The following is a 23,098-nucleotide window of genomic DNA, read 5'->3' on the forward strand; positions in this document are numbered from 1 at the left end:
CTAAAATTTATCTTTTAATACTATTTGTTCTGCATCCAACATACAGGATAATTCACTTAAAAGATTTTGTGCTTCATCTTTATGAATGCATTCATAACTCATTATAGAACCATTTTTGTAAATTATTTCTAAAAACCAGTTAGCCTGTGCGTGTCGTACCATCAGTCCTTTTATTTCTCCCAAACAAAGGACTAGATCCCTGTAGTAATAAAATTTTCTTTCGTTTTCCTGCATATTATACCCCCTTAGAATCTCACATTGATTACATAAGCATAATATCGATAATATATAACAACTGTCAAACGATAAATTTTTATTGATAAAGATTAAATATTTACAGATATAAACTAATATAAAATATTGTATTTGCTGATTAGCAGTAATAATATTAGTTATAAAGGTATAAAAAAAAGAGTTGAAATATGTATGATGTCATTGTAATAGGAGGAGGGGCTTCAGGATGCCTGGCAGCAGGTACATCTGCTGAGCAGGGCAAAAAAGTACTATTAATAGAAAAAAATGATCAAATAGGCAGAAAATTGCAGATAACCGGAAAGGGTAGATGCAATCTCACTAATGCTTCTGATGTTCAATCTCTTATCAGGAATTGTCCCAAAAATGGTAAGTTTCTCACAAATGCCTTTTATCAATTTACTTCTGAAGATACTATACAATTCTTCGAAAAACTGGGAGTCAAATGTAAAATTGAAAGAGGTAACAGGGTATTCCCTGAAAGTGATAAAGCAAGTGATATTGTTTCTGCACTTAATAAGTTTTTAACACTAAATCGTGTAGAAGTGATCAAAGACAAGGTCACAAATATAGCCAGAATCCATAACGAGTTCCAGATTCTGACTCATAATGAGAATATCTATAAAGCAAAGGCACTTGTCATCGCATCTGGTGGAAAAAGTTACCCTCAGACAGGTTCAACCGGAGATGGATATCGCTTTGCCGAAAAACTTGGACATACCACAAATCTTCTGAAACCCGCACTGGTTCCAATAGAAACAGCAGAAAGCTGGGTAACAGAAATGCAGGGACTTTCATTAAAAAATGTTGAGATCAAAATTATTAATAATAACCACAAAACAATTTACAAAGAATTTGGAGAAATGCTGTTTACTCATTATGGAGTAAGCGGACCGATAATTTTATCAGCTTCCTCGCATATTAAGAATTTTGAAAGTATAAAACTAATCATCGACCTTAAGCCAGCACTTGATGAAAAAGCACTTGATAAAAGATTGTTGAGAGAAATAGAGCTAAATCACAATAAACAGTACCAGAATATGCTAAAATCTTTGTTACCTCAAAAAATGATCAGTGTCATAGTGAAACTAAGCGAAATTGAACCTGACAGACCAGCCCACAGTATCAATAAAATTGAACGAAAAAGATTGATAAAGCTATTAAAAGAGATGACAATTACCTTAACAAAATTCAGACCTTTAGCAGAAGCGATCGTTACCTCCGGAGGTATCTGCGTAAATGAAATTGATCCTCATACAATGCAATCCCGTCTGGTAGAAGGTTTATATTTTGCTGGAGAGATCATTGATGTAGATGCCTATACAGGAGGATTTAATCTTCAAATAGCCTTCTCAACAGGTTTCATGGCAGGAAAGAATGCATAAATTTTGCGTCATTTATGCCATATTACTTGACGTATAATGGCACTCTTACAAAAAAATTGCCTTATCAGTATATAAGGAGAATGTTTTGGAAAAAATATTAGTAACCAGTGCTTTGATCTATGCAAATGGACCAGTGCACATAGGTCATGTAGCAGGAGCCTATCTTCCTGCAGATATCTTTGTTCGCTTTCATCGCTTGATCGGATCAAATATTATCTTTGTTTCAGGAACTGATGAACATGGGGCTCCTGTTTCTATAAAAGCAGAAAAGGAAGGGATAACGCCAAGGGAACTTGTGAACTTTTATCATGATCAGATAGAGCAAAGTTTCAAGGGGCTTAATATCAATTTTGATAATTTCTCAGGAACTGCCAGAGATTACCATCACGAACTATCCCAGAAGTTTTTCCTCAGTTTACTTGATAAGGGTTATGTTATCCAGAAATCAAGTCAGCAGTTTTATTGCGAGCATGATAAAAGATACCTTGCTGATCGTTATATTGAAGGTATCTGCCCTTTTTGTAAGACAGATGGTGCGAGAGGTGATCAGTGTGATAGTTGTGGCAAACTGATAAACTCCACTGAACTCATCGAGCCAAAGTGCAAAATCTGTGGGAATACTCCTGTTATCAAAGAGACTAATCATTGGTATCTGGAACTACCCAAATTTGAAAATATGCTTAAGGAATGGCTGGGTACAAAAACCTACTGGAAAGATAATGTTCTGAATTTCATTATGGGCTGGCTTAATGAAGGATTAATAGAAAGAGCTATTACAAGGGACATTGACTGGGGAATACCGGTTCCATTGCCAGATGCCCACGGCAAGGTTCTATACGTCTGGTTCGATGCTCCTATTGGATATATCTCTTCAACTGTGGAATGGGCAGACAAAATTGGTGTTCCTGACCGTTGGAAAGATTACTGGTTTGATCCTGATTGCAAGCTGATCCATTTCATAGGAAAAGACAATATTCCTTTTCATGCTCTGATCTGGCCATCAGTGCTAATGGAGCAGAATGAGCCCTACATACTTCCACATGATATTCCTGCTAATGAGTATCTTAATATTGCAGGCAGCAAAGTATCAACCAGTAGAAATTATGCCATTTGGGTAGATGAATATCTTAAATATTTTGATGGTGAATTACTGCGTTACGTTTTGGCTGCGAATGCTCCGGAAAGCAGAGATGCAGATTTCACCTGGCAGGATTTTCAAGCTCGCATTAATAATGAACTGGCAAATATTTTAGGTAACCTGGCAAACCGTGTGTTCACTTTCACCAAAAAATCCTTTGATGGAAAAACACAACGTCCGGATTATTTCTCTGATTCCTCTAAGACTGCTTTTGTTGAAGTTCAGAATTTAATTGATGAAATAGAATCCTGCTACAGAAATTACCGTGTACGCAAAACTACAGGCTTACTTATGGATATTGCCCGTGTCGGTAACCGCTATTTCGATGAAAGAGCTCCCTGGAAAGCAATTAAAACTGATAAAGAGCATGCAAGTGAGACTTTATATGTATGCCTGGAATTATTGCGTAAAATAACAATTGTCATGACACCCATCTTGCCTTCGAAGATGATGGAATTACGTAAAATGATGAATTTAAATGATATATTCTCCTGGCAGAATATTACTCAGGAGTTGACATCATATCAAATTGGTATTGTTGCTCCTTTATTCCTAAAGATTACTGATGAACAGATAGAAGAACAACTGAAACTGATGGAGAGTGATCAGGAAAACACTGCTATACTGGAACACAAACCTGAAATAGAGTATGATGATTTCATGAAAATGGAAATGCGGATAGTGAAAATATTAAAAGCTGAAAAGATAAAAAAGTCTAAGAAGCTTCTTAAACTTCAGGTTAAAATTGGTTCAGAAACTCGCGAGATAGTTTCAGGGATTTCCCAATATTATGCTCTGGAAGATTTGACAGGGAAAAAAGTATTGATGCTGATCAATCTTAAACCAAGAAATATAATGGGTATTTCTTCCCAGGGTATGATCCTGGCAGCAAGTGATGATAATAATAACCTCACACTTCTCACTCCTATGGCTGACATTGATGACGGTTCAGAAGTGAGTTGAAAGGAATAGATAATTAAGTAAAAAAAAAGAAGAGTCCGAGGACTCTTCTTTTTTATTTTATCTCAGTAAACTGAGTCTATTTCAAAAAATCACCTATAAGTTGTTTCAAAGTAGGCTTTCCAATCTCTTGAAGTTCGTATCCAACCTGAACAGCTGGATGCTTGATATTTATGATCCTTCTTAAATCTATTGGAGTACCAATAACTACAAGGTCACATTCAGTATCATTTATTGTGGTTTCCAGATCCTTGATCTGCTGGTCACCGTAACCCATTGCTGGGAGTAATTCACCAATCTCTGGATATTTAGCAAAAGTTGCGGCGATTTCACCTACTGCCCATGGTCTTGGATCAACTAAGTCTTCAGCACCATATTTCTCTGCTGCCACAATTCCTGCTCCATAAGTCATTTCACCATGAGTAAGAGTTGGTCCATCTTCTACTACGAGAACTTTCTTGCCTCTAATAAGTTCTGGTTTGTCAACTGTGACAGGACTTGCTGCATCTACTACGATGGCATTAGGATTTTGTTCTCTGATATTATCACGAACTATCTGTATGCCTTCTGGATCTGCAGAATCAATCTTATTGATAACTACAATGTCAGCAAGGTGAAGATTAGTTTCGCCAGGATAATAGCTCATTTCATCACCAGCTCTGTGAGGATCAGCAACAAGGATTTTCAATTCCTTATCTGATGTATAGAAGGGTGTGTCATTATTTCCACCATCCCATAAAATAATATCGGCTTCTTTTTCTGCTTCGCGAACTATCGCTTCATAATCCACGCCAGCATAGATAACTGATCCCATGGCGATATGAGGTTCATATTCTTCCATTTCTTCGATTGTGCATTTGTGCTTTTTAAGATCAGCAAGCTCAGCATAACGTTGTACTTTCTGAGCCACAAGGTCACCGTAAGGCATGGGATGACGAATAGAAACTACTTTCTTTCCCATTTCCTTAAGTACTCTCACTACTTCTCTGGTTGTCTGGCTCTTGCCACATCCTGTTCTTGTAGCACATATAGTGATGAGTGGTTTTGTAGTTTTCACACGGCTAAGTTTTGTTCCCATCATGATAAAATCTGCTCCAGCGGCATTTACCATAGCAGCATTGTGCATAACGCGTTCATAAGGAACATCACTATAGGCAAAAAGCACCTGATCGATATCATATTCTTTGATAAGATCTATAAGATCACTTTCAGGTTTGATTGGGATCCCTGCTGGATATAATTTACCTGCTAATTCAGCAGGATATTTCTTATCATCGATTCCCGGGATCTGGGTTGCTGTGAAGGCGATAACGTTATAGCTCTCGTTGTCACGGTAATAGAGATTGAAATTATGAAAATCTCTACCTGCTGCACCCATTATTAATACCTTTTTCTTCATCATACATCTCCTTATTTTGTTTTTATGATTACTTTGTGCCAACCTTAAAACCCCCTTTTTAAAGTCAAGTAATAAGATTACCAGTAATATACCCTATTAATTTCTTCAGTAAAATTTTAACCGTAACCAGAAATTGATATAACCATATCACAATTTATGCTACCTTATTTCCTTAACTATATAATATTATAATTATTAATTGGCTTCAACCTGATATTTGCCGGAACAATAAAGAATTATCTAACAAAATAATGTCAGTACGTGCTTGTTGTTCAACTATAGCTGCATTACCTATTAACAGTTGACACAAAGTTAGACATATAAAACTTCGACTCAAAGAAAAATATTATGGAGGTTTTTTATGAGCAATGGACAAACTCAAGCAGATAAGCAATTATCTGAAGAGCATTTAAAAGACAATCTGGCTCGGATCAAGCATAAGATAGTTGTCATCAGTGGAAAAGGCGGTGTGGGGAAGAGCACTGTTTCAGTAAATCTTGCCTACGGATTGGCATTACAGGGTAAGAAAGTTGGAATTCTGGATGTAGATATCCATGGTCCATCAATAGCTAAAATGCTGGGTATTGAGAATAAAAAACTGGAAGTCAGTGAAGACGGTGTAAGAGCAAAACCGATCAGAATAGTAAATAACCTATATGCTATCACCTTAGCCAGCATGCTGCAGAATCCTGATGATCCTGTGATTTGGAGAGGACCACTTAAAATAGGTGCTATTAAACAATTTTTATCTGATATAAACTGGCCTGATCTTGACTTTTTGATAGTGGATTGTCCTCCTGGAACAGGAGATGAACCACTTTCAGCAATTCAAACAATAGGTGCAATGGATGGTGCAATTATAGTGTCTACCCCTCAGGATGTGGCACTTTTGGATGCCAGAAAATCAATTCGCTTTGCTGAGATGCTCAAAGTGCCTGTACTGGGACTTATTGAGAATATGGCCTCTTTTAAATGTCCACATTGTGATGAAATGATCGATATTTTTGCTGGTACTGGTGTAAAGAAAGCAGCAGAAGATTTTAAGGTGAGAATATTGGGAAGTATCCCTATAGATCCTAATATAGTAGTTACAGGTGATGAAGGCAGACCATACATTTATGATTACGGGAAGCTGGATGCAGCTAAGGTCATGCAGGAAATCACTAAGAAAATATTAGAAATAATTAAATAATCATTATATGAGAAGTCTCATCAACTGGTGGGACTTTCTCTTCTTTTACCTGCCAGCATACCGCAGGCAGCATTAATATCCTGACCTCTACTATTCCGTAATGTTATTGGTACTGCAGATAATTTATACATAATATTCATAAAGTTATTTACTTCTTTTTCTGAGGGTTTATTCCAATCTAAACCAGGGATAGGATTCCAGGGTATTAGGTTTATCTTACTGGATATATCACCAGTGAATTTTCTCAATGCTTTCTGGTCTTTGATATCCATATTAAATCCCGGAATCAAAACATATTCAAAGGTGATCCTGAAATGACTGGTTTTAGTAAATTGCTGCAGAGCGGGCTTTAATTCTGATAAGGGATATTTAACATTTATCGGCATTATCTCAGATCTTTTATCATCTATAGCTGAATTTAATGAAACTGCCAATTTAACTTTTAATCCAGTCTCTGACAATTGCTTGATCCCAGGTATTATTCCGCAGGTGGATACCGTGATCCTTCTGGGACTAAGGGAAAAGCATTGATCATTTTGCAATATTCTGATTGCTTTAATTACGCTTTCCAGATTATCCAGAGGTTCGCCCATTCCCATGAAAACAATATTTGTAATTTTTGATTCACCTGCCAGCTGACGGGCAAGATATACCTGACCTGTTATTTCTTCCACACTTAGGTTTCGTATTAATCCTAAACGGCTGGTTGAACAAAATATACATCCTCGCTTGCAACCGGCTTGAGAAGATATGCATAGAGTGAGTTTATCTTCAGCAGGGATCAAAACCATTTCGATATAATTATCATCAATCAGTTTTAGAAGGTATTTTCGGGTACCATCATCAGAGTGAGAAATTTTATCTACAAAAGGAACATAAGTTGTGAAATGATCATTGAAAGTCTGGATCGTATTCTTTGCGAAATTGCTCATTTTAGTAAAATCAAGAATATTCTGTTGATATATCCAATTCATAAGCTGTTTTGATCTATATTTCTTTTCTCCCAGTTCAGAAATTGCGTCTTCCAATTCAGCCGGGAGTAATGACAAGATAGAAGTTTTAGGCATCAGTCTTGTTTTCTTCATTCTCCATATTGATCAGTTTTTTATATTGATCAAAAGTCAATATCTCCATATCTTCATCAGGAGGTTTCAAGTAGATCTGATCATTATAATAGTCATTTTTTACCACAACACACATTCTGCCATTGCGTTTTAGATGTTCACCAACCACTGGAAATTCTTCGATTTTCTTTAGATAAAAGTCTTCTTCATAATGAAGACAACAGAGCAATCTGCCACAGGGACCAGAAATCTTACTTAAATTACCTATTAGATTCTGATCTTTTGCCATTTGAATGCTTACCTGGTTGAATTTCTTCAGAAATGAAACACAGCAATATTGGCAGCCACACATTCCAAAGCCACCATATCGCTTTGCATCTTCTCTGCCAGAGGTTTGATGAAGCTCGATCCTGGTGCGAAATTCTGTTGCCAGCTCACGCACAAAGTCTCTAAAATCTACTCTGCCATCAGCAGAAAAAAAGAAGGTTAATTTATTACCGTCAAATTGATATACAGTATCCAGCAATTTCATTTCAAAGGGATACTTGGTCATCAATTTCAGGAATTTTGCTTGTGCTTCCTTTTCTTTTTCTTCTATGTGGTGGATTTGTTCAAGATCTTTATCAGTTGCTATTCTGGTAATGGGATTTATCTCATTATTTTTACTTCTCTCTTCAAGTTCCTGTCCAGTATAGGCACAATTAATTATTCTACCAATATCTTCTCCGCGTTCAACGCGACAAATCACTCGCTGATCTGGTTCTAATTCCAGATTCAATTTATTCTCAAAATATCCTGTCCGTTGAGACCGGAAAATTATTTCCACAAACTCCTGCATCAATATCTCCGATAACTCTCTTTAATAAAAGAGGTTATATTATTTTATTATTATTGTCAGACTCCAGATGTTCCAGTTTCATGTAAAGCTCTTTTTCTGACTCGCTCAAACTTAATCCTCGGCGCTGCTTAACCATTGAGACTGTTTCAAAAAATTTGTCCTTCTGGTAGCCATATAATTTACCAGATTCTCCCCAACGGAGATTAGGAATAAAATCTTTTACCATTGTTTCTCCATAAATATTGCAGCCAAAACCAATGACCGAACCAGAATTTATCGTACTATTTATTCCGATCTTGCAATGATCACCTATCAGGCACCCCAGGAAGTGCATACCAGTTTCAATCTTTTCTTCATGATGAATGCTATGTACTTTTATTGGTTTATAATTATTTTTAAGATCACTATTGCTGGTGCCAGCCCCCAAATTTACCCATTCTCCCAGGTAACTGTGCCCCAGAAATCCGCTATGCTGTTTATTTGTAAATCCCTGGATGATACAACCTTCAACTTCACCCCCGATTTTACAAACTGGACCAATAGAAGTGTTCTCATAGATAGTAGCTCCCGCTTTGATAATGCTTTTTTTACCGATATATACTGGCCCTGTTATTACAGCATTAGGCATTATTAAGCTACCTTCATCGATTACTACAGGTCCTTCTGAACCATCTATCACAACTCCTGGCTTAATAGTTACTCCTTCACCAATCCAGACGTTATAGGGATTTAATATTGTTACACCTATTTCCGTTTCAAAATTATTATCTTTGTCATTGAAAACCATTTCAAAGTCTTGACTGATGTATTTACCATTTTCAGCGATAAGATTCCATAACCAGTTCCAAAGCAGATCATCTTCCAGTTTTTCTTCTCTCATCCCAATCAGTAATGATTCCACCTGATCAGCAGCAAGAGATTGTTCATCAACTTCCAACCTGGCAGCTACAAGCTCTCCCTGACTACTTAGATAATGATCAAGAGGTAGACTCAATATTTTCTTTGCCAGTTCCTGATTTATTTTTGTGCGCGTATTCACCAGTAAGATATCATCTTCAGGTAACTGATTAATAAACCAGTCTTGATGCCGTTCATGGTAAATATCCCTAAGATAATCTCCTACAATCAGATAATTATCTGTGTTATCAAGAAAAAGATTCAATCTCTGTCGTAGTTTCAGAATACCTACACGCAGATCAGAAGTTGAACGTGTATAGGTTAAGGGGAAAAAATGCCTGTAACTCACATCATCAAATAGAACTATTTTCATGGTACCTCCGCTTACCGGAATCTGATGATTTCCGGTTGCACATTTGAGAATTGGGGCATTACTACTCCAATATCAGCGTTAATATAAGTAGGATCACATACAAGATATTCTGTGTCATTATAGGTGATTTTATCTCCTTCAATATCAAAGTTCATCTGGACGGCTGTGGCTATGTGACCAGGATAATCTAATCCAATTACCTCAAGACCCAGAAATTCTTCAACCAGATACGAAAATAGAAATGATCTATCTTCACAATCACAGTACTCATAATAAAAAGTTTCCTCTGGAAAAAGACTGTTCTCTTCACCAAATTGTGCATCATCGGTTTGATATTTAAATGCTTTCTGTACAAACCTTAAGAGGATATTTAAAGCTTCGGCTTCAGAGCGTCCTTCAAGTATGGGCTCCAATCCTTCTTTTAAAGATTGCTTCAACATAGGAGATATTTCTGATTTGAAATAAACAGATAGATCAGTAGCAGGATATTCTGCGAGAAATTCTACCAGGATTTTATTCTGTTTAACAGGTATTGTCCAGGTATTATCTCCATATGAAAAGCTCAATTTACGCTCAACAACCACCTCATCAAGGTAAGGGGTAGATGAGATATTCAGGTCTATCAGGTCGTCGGAATCGGGATATTTCCCATCATAGGTATATATTGAGACTGGCTTAATTTCATCACCTTTTAGATCAACAGAATAATAGTCTCTTCCTTCAAGTGCAAGATGCGGTTCACCATAAATCGTATTTTCAGTTGCCAGCATCAGGTATATATTATCTTCACTATATCCTACTTTGCAATCATAGCCATTTTTTGTAAGTATAAACCAGGTGAACAAGTTTGACATATTGGTATTCTGATAGATTTCTTCTCCGGTTTGATAGATCAATTGGCTATAAGCCCAGTCATTGAGTTTGAATCTTTCCTTCATCTTTTGCAGATCACTTATTATTAACTCATAATCAGTATTGCTGATCTTACCCCAAAAATCTGCTATAGTAGAAGCATTACATTTATCAATGTTAATAATGCTCATATTACTATTATAATTGAGATTAAAGATAAGACCCCAGAATGAGAGGCGTAAAGATTCTGTACCTTTTGAGACTGCATACATTAATTGTTCACGTTGAACATCCTCCAGAATTTCAGTTACTAATGGTAATTCAGATTCAATATTTTCATCTCCCACTTCCACAATTTCTCCAGCAGTAAGATCAGGACATTGATGACCCACAGGATTAGGAATATCTACGGGTTTAGGGATGGAATCTCTCTCTACAGGTATATCGATATCATACATCTCCCAGCCTTTTTCTAGAAATTCCGAAAAGTTCTTGTCCATCTGGCTTTTCCAGTTTGAATATTCCTGATTCTGATTCTTAAGCCACTCGTCAAATTCACTTTGAGAATAAATCTGTAAAATTATGATTAATAAAATAAATATTAATAATTTTTTCATATTTTCTCCTTATAATTTCCACTTGTAGAGTGAGAAAAAACCTCCAAAAGCAACTATGATCATATATACAGGTTGAATTATCATCCAGAGAGGATAGCTCAACCAAATTTTATTTTCTGCTTTTATGCGATGAAATACATTTTTTATGAAACTCATTTCGATTAATAATCTGACAATAAGCAACCACATACCAAACTGCCAATTCATCATCATTATTATCCAGGGTGAAAAAGTGATCACAATTACACTAATAAGATAAATAAAAAACTCAGGATTCAAATTTATTTGTAATCCTGTATTTGATGCCCAACGCATACGCTGGTTAAGAAATTGACTCCAGTTGTTTATCGATGTTGTTGACATAAAACTCGCAGCAGAACGATTAAATGTGACTTTCAGGCTAGCTTTTCTAAATAATTGCATCAGATTAACATCATCTCCTGATACCAAATGCATGATCTGCTGATACCCTCCCACTTTTTCCCAACTTGATTTTCGATAGCCAAGATTTTGAGCTGAACAGGAAAAATACTTACCAGAAAGGATCAATCCTCCCGCTACTGCATACATTGCCATGAAATCAAAATACTCATACCATTGAACACTTCCATATTTATTACATTCATTGCATTCTATCCGTGATAATCCAGCCACCATATCTATATCTGATTCAAAGCAGGATACCATTGATAAAATCCAATTCCTGCCAGGTCTGCAATCTGCATCTGTGATCAGGATGATATCCCCTGAAGCATAATCAACACCTTGCTGCAACGCATTCTTTTTCCCAGGATGTTCTGCAGTTATCCTGTCTATTTCAATTATCTTCAGATTATCCCAGCTGCCAGAATATTGCCTGATTAAATCACCCGTACCATCCTCTGAACCATCATCAGCAATTACTACTTCATAAAGATCTTCTGGATAATTCTGATTACGCAATCGCATTATCAATTCTCTGATGTTTTCTGATTCATTTCTGGCTGAGATAACAACAGAAACTTTTTCTCTGCCAGCCATCAATTCTTTTCTCGGCTGACTGTAACCTTTCCAGCTCAGTATCAAATAATAGTAATAGATCAAGCTTCCACATGCTGTGAATAATAATAGTAAGTTCCAAAGCATTTATTCAGGTATGTCCTGAGCATCTTCAGATGACTCAATATGCCACAAATCCATCAGATTTCGCTCTTCAACTGCCAGGCTGTCAACCAGCATACTATCAGATTCCATCCAGTACAGAAGACTGTCAGGGATTTCTACTACTTTCTGATCTCGATATACTACTGCTCCGCGCAGATCAGGTCTTCGGGGCAGACTCTCCTTTTGCCAGAGCTGATTTGATGGCCAGGGATGTCCCTTACCTCCCAGATAATAAAATACGCTGTCAATTATGCTCTCTGCAAATACCACTGGTTTAAAGTGGTAACGAATACTGTCACCATAAACGTAGTTAACTGCTGTGCTGTCTTCTAATGGAATTATATTTCCCAGACTGTCCAGACCAGCAATTTTATTTCTGATAATGAAAAGGCTGTCAACCCAGTTTGGAGCAAGATAGGCTTCACCATTTAGATAATATACCAGCGAATCAAATTCTGCCCTTATTGCTAAGGGTCTCCAATAATTGATAGAATCACGTAAAACAGGATTTAGATTTTTTACCAGATAACGAGTGGAATCAGGATAATCAAAAGGTTTACCACCCAGATCAAATACTACAGAATCTTTGTAATTTTCACGATATATAGTTGGCAGAAAATTATAATTCAATGAATCAGATAGCGCATTAGGCTCTGTACCAGCAATAAAATACTCATCAATTGTTTCTTCATAGCGATTTGCAGGTAATAACCCGGTTTCTTTAGAAATGGTTTTAGTGATAATATTATCTGGTTTATCAAATTCATAGCGAGAGCCGTCAACGATAGGTTTGCCTTGATTATTAAGAGGTGAATCAAGTTCAATAGCCTTTTTCATGATGTAAGGCCAGGCGGGTAAGGCGGCTGTGGCTCCACTCTGGCTTTTACCCAACGATTCATTATTATCAAAACCTACCCAGATACCAGTAACCAGCTTTCGATTATAACCAATAAACCAGGCATCTCGAAAGTCATCTGTTGTTCCTGTTTTTGCTCCTGCTGTCCATTTATATCCCCGCCAACGTATTCCCACTCCAGTGCCATCTTCAGTTACGCTTTGCATCAAATTCGTCATCAGCCAGGCTACCTGTTCATTTACAACTTTGATCCGCTCTGGTTCATTACTAATTATTAGATTACCTTCACTATCCTCTATCCTGCGGATAAAAATGGGTTTCACCCGATAGCCGTTATTGGGAAATGTAGTATATGCACTTATCAATTCATAAGGATATACGACATTTGTACCTATAGCCATGGAATATACTGCCCAGATTGGAGTAGAAATCCCAAAACGACGGGCATATTGTTTCACTTTTTGAGGCGTAAGGTCATAAAGCATCTTGATAGCCCAGATATTCCTTGATTTCCTTAAGGCATCACGCATGCGCAGATAGCCAAACGTCTCTCTGGAATAATTATGTGGCTGCCAGAAAATACTGTCTCTTTCAATAAAACAGACCGGCTCATCTTGGATTACACTAGCTGGAGTATAACCATTATCCAATGCTGTGGTGTACATTATAGGTTTAAAAGCAGATCCCGGTTGTCTGTTTGACTGCATCATCCTGTTCAGCTTGCTGTGATTAAAATTCCTGCCTCCAACTAATACTCTCACATATCCAGTTTCCGGCTCTATCGAAAATACTCCACCCTGCACGTAATTTGTGACTATATTAACTGTGTCAGCAGGTAAATCAGTATATTTGACTTCGTAATCGTTTTTATTCTCAAACTTGATCAATTCTCTATTAAGCAGACTATCAGCATATTCCTGCAAATCAGCATCAAGGGTGGTATATATCTTTAGCCCTCCTCCAAAAAGTGTATGAGTACCGTATTTACGCTCCAGAATTGGTCTGATATATTCAATAAAATAATCTTTGGCTGTTCCCATTGATTCCGCTTTAACCAAGTGTATAGAATCTTCCTTAGCTTCATAATATTGCAATGTACTGATCACTTTTTCATCTTTTAATCTATTCAGAACCAGATTTTTACGCCATAATGATCTATCCGGATGATATTTGGGTGAATAGGCATTGGGCAATTGGATTAATCCGATCAGTGTAGATGCTTCAGATATAGTCAGAAATTTGGCAGTCTTTCCAAAAAATTTCATACTCGCCGCTTCTATCCCGTAAGTTCCTGTACCAAACGGCACCTTATTTAAATAGATCTCCAATATCTCTTCTTTAGAATAATTACGCTCAATCAGAACTGCCAGCATCAATTCTTTTATTTTACGTGGGATAGTCTTATCAAGTGAAAGGAACAGATTTCTGGCAAGCTGCTGTGTAATAGTAGATGCACCTTGTGAGAAACTACGGGTTTTTATATTTATCAGCATAGAGCGGATAAAGCCCATTAAATCCATTCCCCAATGATTATTAAAATTTTTATCTTCAATACAGATCAAGATGTCTTTAACATGATCAGGCAATTCTGTCACATTGGTCAAGGTTCGTTGTTCAAATGCAAAAGTATGAATTAGATTATCATGCAGGTCATATACATCTGAGCCCACCTTCATGTCATATTGATGTAATTCAGAAAGGGGTGGAAGTTCCTTGCTGTAATAATAAAATATCCCTGTCACTATTCCAGCAACGAGAACAATCAGGCACAGGAAGAAATACAAATATCTCATCATATAAGAATTTACTGTCCGTATCTCAGGCTTTCTTTTCCTTTTCCTGCTTTTACTTCTTTTTACCACCATAAACTATTTTCTCTCGCTTAATTATTTATATTTGCAATTGTCAAAATATCCTTATATAAGTCAATTCTTATATTCTAATATTCCTATTTCTGATATAACAAAAAAAGGCAGACCGAAGTCTGCCTTATCTCTAATTTATTTAATTTAAATTTTTTACATCTTATTTCATTAAAATAAGTTTCTTTATTCTAACTGGTTCACCAGCTCTTTCAAGTCTGTAAAAATATACTCCTGAACTTACTTTTCTTCTCTGGCTGTCTGTGCCCTGCCAATTTATTGCCTGAGCACCTTCATCAAGAATGTTATTGACCAAAGTGTTCACTAATCTTCCTTTAATATCGTAAATGCTCAATCGTACTTTCCCCGCTTCCGCCAAAGCAAAATGTATTGTAGTTTCTGGATTAAAAGGATTCGGATAGCTGTAAAAATCATCAACCTCTGGTAAGATCAATTCATCCTCATTAATTGGTGAAAAAACGACTTCAATTATATTTGAAGGTTCACTATCTCCATTAGAGTAATTTGCAATCACATAAAATGCATAGTCAAATGCACTTGAAAGAGTAGTTTCATAATAATTTTCTGTAGTGCTGGCAATAGATTGGAAATTGCCGTTCTCACCTAATCTCACATACACATTGAAATCCTCAAAAGTTTCTGCTGAGCTATCATCAAACTCCCATTCCAAGTGCATTTGAGCTTCTTCCATATTTACTGTCAATTCATAAGGGGCTTCCAGAAATGATAGATCGAAATCAAGCATCGTTATATCACCTGTGATTATTTCTATTGTCTGAGTCTCAATCCCATGTCCCGGCAGCCAGGCACTTACATCATAAATGCCTTCATAATATACATAAGAATATCCACCTTCAGGTCCGGGCATTATCTCAACATCTCCAATCGTTACGATTCCCTGCGTAAAATCAACATCATCCTGATCACTCGTTATGGTTCCTGCGATAAAGCCCTCACCAGGATTATAGATGAATGTGATGCTATCACCTGCAGAACTTACCTGATGAATAAATATTCCTCCATATCCACCATTCTGCAACCAGTCCGCAGGATCAGTTTCATCATTGAATTCGGTCCTGCCATAATCGGCATTGAACGGTGCTCCAGAGGGATTACCATTACTATTATAATCGCCACCCGGTCGATATACATATAATTCGTCTGGAGGTCCATCTGCATTACCTTGACCATCAAGCGTTCCATCAACACGCCAGACTAGTAAGCCTTCTCCAGGAAGATTCATCTCATAAGTACCTTCAACTCTTTTACGATATTCCAACACAAAATATTCCATTGGATTATTTGATGCTATACGATAAACATTTTCATCCCCTTCACTCATTGGATGCAAGGTATATAAGCCCGGTTCGCTGATCAAGGGTAGTTCATCAATCCAGTTGCCATAACGATATTTCATATAAGCGCTCATATGTCCATTACCACTTTCCATAATATCCCACGCAGCAGCAGGTGCATATACATTGGAATTATAATGATATAGATCAGGTGCTCCCAGTGCATGGAACATCTCATGATTCAAGGTTCCCACTTCCACCTGAGTTCGTGGCTGAAATGTGAAATCTCTCACCAGGTATCCGTTTATATATGCATCCACCATATATAATGACCAGCGATGCGCCCATAATAATTCTGCCCAGCCATCATTTCCACCTCTGATAATGAAGCATACATTATCAACCCGTCCATCTTCATCGCCATCTATATCCAGAGAGTCCGGAACTTCCGGTTCAATGAATTCAATGGCGTTTGCCAGCAATGTTTGCTCTCGCTCGGCTCTCTCTTCCCAGCCATCATATCCTTCCGGGTTTGAGATGTAATTATAAGGTGAATAATATCCCCGGGGATATTCCGATTGATATGACATATTTGTGTCCATTTCTGATATAGGATAATGTGAGCTGCTGATAGTAAGAGTTTCGTAGGATACTTCCTGATAATAGGAATACATTGAGGGTGTTTCTCCATCATCGGCATTAAATAAAGGATCAAATTCACTGCGAGGTTCTGGAAATTCACTCTGATCAGCAAACCTGATATATACAACTAAATTATTCAAAGTTCCTTCTGTAGGAGCACGGCTCTGATATCTTTCAGGAACATCAAATCGACTTCTCCGTTGAAGGTATTCTTCTTTGCTTATACGAAGATGTGGGCTTATTCCTAAACTAGCAGGATTCATTTCATTTACTATATTGTCACTCGCAGTTAACACTCCGCGGGACATAGTTCCATATACATAATAACCTGTTTCAGGATTCTGAACCACAGTATAGCCGTTAGCGTCATGAAGATAGTTATAATACTCATCTCCACTTGCAAGTAGATTCAATTTACTGCCATCAGGCTGCTCCACACTCACCGGTTGATCATACAGTAAGGCTCCAAATAATAACCATCCACTAAATATCACCAGTGCCAATATCACAAACTTTTTCATTATCACCTCATTTCTTTTATTATCTATAACTTAATCGAAGCAAGAGATATTCCAAATTTCATGAAATTTTCATCTCCTGCAATATTGTATATCCCTTAAGTCCATACAGTCCATTTTGTCCATCAAGTCCATAACAACCCTACTGACCATTATTACATACATACCCCCAGAAATAAACTGAAATAATCAAAATCACTCCAATTTCCCCTATAATATGATGCAAACTCCAGTCCCAACATCTCAATCGCCCATCCCATAGCTATTTCAGCAACATTTCAAGCTAAAAAAGGCTATAAGGAGGAACAACAAAGCACGTACTGACATTTTTTTGTCAGATAGTGCTTTGTTGATACACCTGTTTGGCAGTTTGAAACACTTTTTTCAGTAGTTTGGCAGTGAAATATGGTATAATAAATGCAGTTGAAGAAGTAGAAATAGGAGAATATAGATAGCTGACCAATTAAGTAAGATGAAATATTGTGCTTGACAAAATAATTTTATAAAACAGCAATTGAATATAGAATAAAAGATAAATTTTACATAACTCTGATTTAATGTAGTGAAGATAATTATAATTGTAAAACAAAAAAATGGAAATTATTATTTTATGGTAGAAAGCTTTAAAGGAGGATATTATGAGAATAATGCTGATTATACTCGTGGCAGCACTTTTATTGAGTTGCGGCAATGATGATTCAAATGGCGATTTGTTTAGTATTTCTGTAGTAGATATCAATGGACATGCTGTACCGGGATTGGACGTAAGCGTCATTAATGGTTGTTTTAATGATCCACATCCGATGAGACCTCAAACAACTATCCATTTATTAGTGTCAGAAGCATCTGATGTGAAGATTGATATATTTGATCTTAAAGAACACTTAATTAGAAATTTGCATGATGGTTTTTTAGAAGATGGTTCATATTCTTATAACTGGGATGGCAAAGATTTTTCCGGTAATCAAGCAAATATTGGTGGAACTAATATCTTCCGCTATGAGGCGACATTCAGGGCTCATGATACAAATGAAATTACTTCTCAGCAGAGTAAATATATGTGTATGTGGTTAAATACAGGGAATTCCCAGAGTAATATTGGCACAACAAATGTAAATGGTCGATTTGCCTTTAATAACATGCTGGCATTTCCTCATTTATTTCATACAGGATCGCAGCCCTATTATGACGCAGATGCTAATTATTATGGTACTTTTACTTTATCTAACAGCATAAATATTAAACTCATTGATCCCATGACAGGGGAATATATATTCTATACCAAATTGATGGAAAGTGATGAAAGCAATCATTACAAGCTTATTTGGTCAAATCCGCAGATTGAAAGAACTTCAGTAAATAGCAATTTTCCAGATTCTTATAATATAAACAGACAAGATATGGCATCAAATATACAAACTGATAGACACTCAAGAAAATTATCTCGAGATCCTGATGGTTCTGGTGGTGGAACAGCTAATGATGTGGAAACTACTTTTCTACTTACACCAATTACATTACCAGAAATAGGAGAAATTGCAGGAAATGTAATAGTAGTTCCTCCTGATGATGGTGATGGACCCGGATATGAGATAAATTTTCAGATTTATGATGAAATACAGAACGGATATTGGTACTATGCTGATTATAGCTACGTGATCATAATTAACGGAAATTTGCAAATTGACGACATTTTTATGTTTTCTTTGCCTTACACAGGGGTAATGCAAAGTCTTTTAGCCTTATATAATGGCTTGGAATGGTCATCATACTATAATGGACAGTGGGATATTCCGGAAACAGGTTCAGTTACTCTTCCTTTGACAGTAGCATCAATCACGGATAGTACAACAACATTTGAAGTTGGTTTCCTCAAACCTACATATACTGTTATCCTGAGCAGTTTCACTGCCGTTTGCATGGATGGCACACCTGTTCTGCAATGGGAAACACAAAGTGAATATAATAATGCTGGCTGGAATGTTCGTCGTTCTGAAGAGGAAGATTTCAGCAATAGTATGATAATTAACTCTGAGCCAATTCCGGGAGCAGGAACAACATCACAACCTACAAATTATACATTTCTGGATGAAAGCGAAGTGGAAGAAGGAAATACTTATTACTATTGGTTAGAAAGTAATGATTCTAGCGGGAACGATGAAAATTATGGACCAATTTCGATTACAATTGATGGTTTTACTCCACATCCAACATTTCAAAACTACCCTAACCCATTTTATTAAGTATAATTATTTATTCTATACTTTGAATAATATCCAGTAGTATTATATTTTCTGTAAGTCTAATGCTAATGATGTTAGTATTTCCCTGTGGATTTGCTTATCTCATTATTTAGATATAGATATTAAAAATACATATAAAGATACTATTAACTTGTTTTTCTGGGTTAAAAAATACTCGTCATCTGCACCACACCTGTAAGTACACTGTCACTGCACATATGACTTAGCAGCAGGAAGATATTTTATAGTGGACTAAATTTCTGGAGTGATAATTATGGATTATGAAGGTAATAGTATAAGAATAATGAAAAATATTAGGAGTACTCATGAAGAAAACGGGATTGATAATTATAAGTTTTTTTGTAGTTATGGCATCATTATGTGCATATGCTGGAAAACCTGAAGTAAATAAAAGTCTGGAGATAATTCCAGAGATGAAGGATAATACAGAAGTTATTGGAAATATGAGAGTAGATAAACTCACCGGAATCCCGGCAGCAATATATAATGTACATTATCAGGTAAAGAGTGGAACTCCTGAATCGATGGCAAGGCAGTATTTGTTAGAAAATGCTGATAGGCTAAAGTTAAACAAAGATTTGACCGATATCGAATATGTGAGATCTTACGAAACAGGAAACGGATATCGGGTACAATTTAGACAAACTCTGGCAGGTATACCTATATATCATTCCAGTATAAAGGTCAGTATTAATAAAGACAATATGGTTGTTTTCGTGATGAATGGATATAAGAGGCTGGGGGATGTAAATACCAGTATTAATATCTCAGAAGCAGCAGCTATGCAGATTGCAAAAAATTATCTGAATATAAGTGGGAAACTCAATTTGGAAAAAATTGAAACGATGATCTACCAGGAGAATCTGCCGAAGAATGTGGTTGTCCATAAAGTAACCCTGGTTCCAGCAGAAGGTGCTATAGGGGACTGGGAAATACTTGTTGATGCTGCCAGTGGAGAAATTATTCGAGTAGAAGATCGAGCTTGTTATTATCGTACAACTGGTTCAGGCTGGGTATTTGACCCTGAGCCAATAACTAATGCTGCCACTGTTTATGGTGAAGATGGTTTTATCGATAATGGTGGGAATGATACAGATTCACTTACTGCACAATTGAAGGAAGTTGATCTGCTGGAAATCACTGAAGACGGAGGATCGTATTCCCTTGTGGGACCTTATGCAGCAGTAATTGATAATGAAGCTCCATATACTGGATTATTTATCCAGGACAGCAGTGATTTTCAATATACCAGAAGCGCGCTTCCTTTCGAAGCAGTTAACATATATTACCACATTGACAGTTCCATGCGTTATCTCCAAGAATTGATGGGTTATGAGATCATGCCTTATCAGTATGCCGGCGGAGTGCATTTTGATCCCCAAGGTTTAAATGGTGATGTAAATGCACATTATTCTCCTTCAACCGGGCATGTAGCTTTTGGCAGTCCGGCTGAAGCTGTAGATGCTGGAGAAGATAATGCGATTATCCATCATGAACTGGGTCATGCAATTCACGACTGGATAACCGGAGGACAATTATCCCAAGTGGAAGGCTTGAGTGAAGGAATTGCTGATTACTGGGCGCAGTCATATACACGCAGTCTGGGATGTTTTGAACCAGAAGACCAGCAATATGACTGGTTTGGCCTATGGGGACTACAACCTGCATTGGGAGGTGATTATATGCGGGTAACAAATTTACCTGCCCATTATCCAGAAGGACTTATAGGAGAAGTACATTATGATGGGCAATTGTGGTCTTCCTCTCTAATGTCAATCTATAATCTAATAAGCAGGGAAGTTACAGATGAAATTCTCTGGGAAGGGATATCCATGGCAGATGTAAATACAAATCAGAGAGATGCAGCATATGCCTTTATGCAGGCAGATATAGATTTAAATGGCGGAGAAAATATGGATCAGATCATACCTGTATTTACTGAACGTGGCTATATCGAAGGTCCATTGACCGCAATTTTTGAAGCTGATGTCACTGGAGGACCCAGTCCTGTAATTGTAAATTTCACAGATATGTCTTTTGCGTTTCCGGGTCCTATCACTTCCTGGGAATGGGATTTCGAAAATGATGGGATAATTGATTCCTATGAGCAGAACCCAATGCATATTTTTACAGATCCAGGATTATATACAGTGGCATTTACTATATCTGACGGTGTGAATTCTAATACGAATATCTCGGAGAACTTTGTTTCTGTTAATTCGGGAATACTGGTATATGAAGGGATTGCAGAGGGGGAAGATTTCAGCGGGACATATATTTATGAGACATTGACTGAGCTGGGAATTGAAGCAATGTACACCAATTCCATCCCTTCGAGTTTAGAGGGCTTTTCTGCAGTTTTTCTGTCTTTCGGGAATCTTGGACAGAATTTTGATGCGGGAACTTTTCCTGAGTATGATGAAGGTGAAGCAATAGTGAATTATCTGGAAACAGGTGGATGTGTGTATCTGGAAAGCGGCTCTTTATTTGGAGCTATGGAATTTATTGGCTATCCCAACACCCAGGAATTCAGACAGATATTTGGAGTACAAAGTGTGCAGAACTATTTCCAATCACCTAACCCGATAAATAATCTCAGTGGTGCGACGGGAACAATTACAGATGGAATGAATTTTAACTCTTCTCATCAAACTAATAACTGGTATATTGATAAATATTATGCTAACGGGCAGGGATCTATTGCCTTTTCGGAATCTGGATATGGTGATGTAGCTGTACAGGGAGAGGGAGTATTTGGACAAAAAACTTTTGTCTTTGCTTATTCACTTGCTGACCTGGTGGATAATGAGTCACCATCAACCAGGCAGGATATTTTACTGAATCTAATTGAATTCTTTGATCTGCCGATGCTGACTGCTGGATTTGAAGGAATACCTCGAACAGGATTTGCTCCGCTGCCTGTGATCTTTTTTGATAATTCATGGGCAATCCCTGAAGTCATTTCATGGGCCTGGGATTTCGATAATGACGGAATAACAGATTCCTATGACCAGAATGCGGTCTGGGTATTTGAAGAACCGGGATCATATGATATAAGTTTAACGGTGGATAATGGAAATGAACCACAGACAATAACCATGGAAGATTATATTCGCGTTTTTGATGATGAAAGTGCCCTTGAATTTAATGGGAGTAACAGCTTTTTAGAATGCACAGCCAATGCAGAGCTTGAAATCTCAGAAGCTTTGACGCTGGAAGCATGGATCAAACCTGCTGGATGGGGTGAAAATCCAGAAACAGGATCAGGTCGCATTTTCGATAAGGATAAATTTAGCCTGTTTATACAAGGAGAACAAACGCAAAATATAGTTTTCCAATCTATTACGGAGATTGGGCAGACCACCTGGGTAGGTACACCTGAAAATTCTATTGTTTTAAATGAGTGGCAGCATGTAGCTGTTAGTTATAATGGTGTAAGCGAAGTGCATATATATATCAACGGTGTGGATCAGGAATTATCAATGTATGATGGACCTCAGGGTAATATTGTGACTAATTTAAATGATAAC

14 protein-coding genes are annotated in these 23,098 nt (G+C 37.1%); 5 read left to right on the forward strand and 9 right to left on the reverse strand.

Going from position 1 to position 23,098, the window contains the following annotated elements; genetic code table 11:
- Positions 1–234, reverse strand: a complete 234-nt coding sequence (locus RAO94_03625) for a hypothetical protein (protein ID MDP8321423.1) — start codon at positions 232–234, stop codon at positions 1–3.
- Between the two features lie 188 nt (positions 235–422).
- Here RAO94_03625 and RAO94_03630 point away from each other — a divergent pair, with 188 nt between their 5' ends.
- Both RAO94_03630 and metG read left to right on the forward strand, forming a co-directional pair.
- Positions 423–1,637 (forward strand): NAD(P)/FAD-dependent oxidoreductase, encoded by a 1,215-nt coding sequence (locus RAO94_03630; GenBank protein ID MDP8321424.1) that lies wholly within the window; start codon positions 423–425, stop codon positions 1,635–1,637.
- An 85-nt stretch (positions 1,638–1,722) separates the two neighbouring features.
- Positions 1,723–3,738: a methionine--tRNA ligase gene (metG, locus tag RAO94_03635; protein ID MDP8321425.1), complete on the forward strand. Its 2,016-nt coding sequence runs from the start codon at positions 1,723–1,725 to the stop codon at positions 3,736–3,738.
- Between the two features lie 76 nt (positions 3,739–3,814).
- On the opposite strand, the gene RAO94_03640 is transcribed toward metG, so the two are convergent.
- Positions 3,815–5,137, reverse strand: a complete 1,323-nt coding sequence (locus RAO94_03640) for a cyclic 2,3-diphosphoglycerate synthase (protein ID MDP8321426.1) — start codon at positions 5,135–5,137, stop codon at positions 3,815–3,817.
- Positions 5,138–5,495: 358 nt separating this feature from the next.
- Here RAO94_03640 and RAO94_03645 point away from each other — a divergent pair, with 358 nt between their 5' ends.
- On the forward strand, positions 5,496–6,326 hold the full coding sequence (locus RAO94_03645) for an Mrp/NBP35 family ATP-binding protein (GenBank protein ID MDP8321427.1): 831 nt from the start codon (positions 5,496–5,498) through the stop codon (positions 6,324–6,326).
- Positions 6,327–6,346: 20 nt separating this feature from the next.
- Here the strand turns inward: RAO94_03645 and rlmN are convergent, their stop codons facing one another.
- From rlmN to RAO94_03680, 7 genes are all read right to left on the reverse strand, one after another.
- Positions 6,347–7,411 carry a 23S rRNA (adenine(2503)-C(2))-methyltransferase RlmN gene (rlmN, locus tag RAO94_03650; GenBank protein MDP8321428.1) on the reverse strand — a complete coding sequence of 355 codons (1,065 nt, stop codon included), beginning with the start codon at positions 7,409–7,411 and terminating at the stop codon, positions 6,347–6,349.
- Positions 7,386–8,228 (reverse strand): regulatory iron-sulfur-containing complex subunit RicT, encoded by an 843-nt coding sequence (ricT, locus tag RAO94_03655; protein ID MDP8321429.1) that lies wholly within the window; start codon positions 8,226–8,228, stop codon positions 7,386–7,388. The genes rlmN and ricT overlap by 26 nt, the downstream gene beginning before the upstream one ends.
- Before the next feature lie 34 nt (positions 8,229–8,262).
- On the reverse strand, positions 8,263–9,498 hold the full coding sequence (locus tag RAO94_03660; protein MDP8321430.1) for a putative sugar nucleotidyl transferase: 1,236 nt from the start codon (positions 9,496–9,498) through the stop codon (positions 8,263–8,265).
- An 11-nt stretch (positions 9,499–9,509) separates the two neighbouring features.
- Entirely contained in the window at positions 9,510–10,967 is a 1,458-nt protein-coding gene (locus RAO94_03665; GenBank protein ID MDP8321431.1) for a hypothetical protein, read from the reverse strand.
- A gap of 9 nt (positions 10,968–10,976) precedes the next feature.
- Positions 10,977–12,092 carry a glycosyltransferase gene (locus RAO94_03670; protein ID MDP8321432.1) on the reverse strand — a complete coding sequence of 372 codons (1,116 nt, stop codon included), beginning with the start codon at positions 12,090–12,092 and terminating at the stop codon, positions 10,977–10,979.
- Positions 12,093–14,762, reverse strand: a complete 2,670-nt coding sequence (locus tag RAO94_03675; GenBank protein MDP8321433.1) for a PBP1A family penicillin-binding protein — start codon at positions 14,760–14,762, stop codon at positions 12,093–12,095.
- A gap of 229 nt (positions 14,763–14,991) precedes the next feature.
- Entirely contained in the window at positions 14,992–17,307 is a 2,316-nt protein-coding gene (locus RAO94_03680) for a M6 family metalloprotease domain-containing protein (protein ID MDP8321434.1), read from the reverse strand.
- A 635-nt stretch (positions 17,308–17,942) separates the two neighbouring features.
- Here RAO94_03680 and RAO94_03685 point away from each other — a divergent pair.
- A complete protein-coding gene (locus RAO94_03685) occupies positions 17,943–19,547 on the forward strand; it encodes a hypothetical protein (protein MDP8321435.1) in 1,605 nt (534 codons plus the stop codon).
- Positions 19,548–19,873: 326 nt separating this feature from the next.
- A partial coding sequence (locus RAO94_03690) for a PKD domain-containing protein (GenBank protein ID MDP8321436.1) occupies positions 19,874–23,098 on the forward strand: 3,225 nt, incomplete at its 3' end.

This window comes from Candidatus Stygibacter australis (assembly GCA_030765845.1).
Taxonomy (GTDB): Bacteria; Cloacimonadota; Cloacimonadia; order Cloacimonadales; family TCS61; genus Stygibacter; species Stygibacter australis.